General features: G+C 43.8%; 1 protein-coding gene. It reads right to left on the bottom strand.

The window, feature by feature from the left end; genetic code table 11:
• The coding region (locus NHH15_RS15395) for a xylulokinase (protein WP_262067532.1) at positions 1-1,424 on the bottom strand (1,424 nt) is incomplete at both ends.

The following is a 1,424-nucleotide window of genomic DNA, read 5'->3' as shown; positions in this document are numbered from 1 at the left end:
GATTGCTCAATGGCAAGTCCCTTTTTGAACCGTTCAATGTAAGATTCAAAGCCTTCTATATCTTCTGCCTTTGGTGCAATTTCACTTCCGGTCTCTCCTTGAAATACCTTTCCTTCTAAATATTCATCCAGAGTTTCCTTTGGATCCTTGTTGACCAGATAAGAAGCCAGGATTGCAATACCCCATGCACCACCTTCTCCTGCTGTGTCCATCACAGACACCGGTGCATTCATAGCTGCTGCCATCATCTGCTGGCCTACCACTGGCGTTTTAAACAAACCTCCATGGCCATATATCTTATCAATCTTTACCCCTTCTTCACTTAGAATCTCCATTCCAATTTTCAGCGCTCCTAAGGCTCCAAAAAGGTGAGATCTCATGAAGTTAGCAAGGTTAAATTTGCTGTCTGGCATACGTACAAAAAGGGGTCTTCCTTCTGTTACTGGTACAATGTTTTCTCCGGAAAAATAGCCATAGGACAGTAACTTTCCTGCGTCTCCATCTCCTTCTAATGCTTTATTGTAAAGGATGCTGAAGAGTTCATTCATGTCCACCTTCATTCCATAGCTTTCTAAGAATTCTTTAAAAATTCCCACCCAGGCATTTAAGTCTGAGGTACAGTTATTGGCATGAGCCATTGCCACTAAGCTTCCCGATGGCGTCGTTACCATATCAATTTCCGGGTATACCTTGGACAGCTCCTTTTCCAATACAATCATTGCAAATACTGAGGTTCCTGCTGATACATTTCCCGTTCTTTGTGCCACACTGTTGGTCGCCACCATTCCGGTTCCTGCATCACCTTCCGGTGCACAAAGAGGGATATTTCCTTCCAAATCACCCTCTGGATCCATCAGCAACGCTCCTTTTTCAGTCAGGCATCCGGCATCATCACCGGCACACAATACTTTCGGGAAAATGTCTCTTAGCTTCCAGTTATAATTTTTATCTGCCACAAGAGCATCAAAAGACTCCACCATTGATTGATGATAATCCTTCTTCTCCGTATCGATAGGAAACATTCCTGATGCATCTCCGATTCCCAGCACCTTCTCTCCACTTAACAGCCAGTGAATGTAGCCGGATAAAGTGGATACATAATTCACATCCTTAACATGCTCTTCTTCATTTAGAATCGACTGATAAAGATGAGCCACACTCCAGCGGATAGGAACATTATACTGGAAAAGTGCTGTCAGCTTGTCTGCTGCTTCTATGGTATTGGTGTTTCTCCATGTGCGGAAAGGAACCAACAGTCTGTCTTCCTTATCAAAGGCCATATATCCATGCATCATGGCACTGAATCCAATGGAAGCAAGCTTCTTTATGGTTACACCGTAGGTGGATCTTACATTTTCCTTCATGTCCCGGTAGCTTTCCTGTAACCCTTTATGGATTTCCTCCAGACTATAGGTCCAAAGGCC

The sequence above is a fragment of the Aequitasia blattaphilus genome, assembly GCF_024721305.1.
Classification (GTDB): Bacteria; Bacillota; Clostridia; order Lachnospirales; family Lachnospiraceae; genus Aequitasia; species Aequitasia blattaphila.
This window is presented reverse-complemented; position numbering and strand designations above follow the sequence as displayed.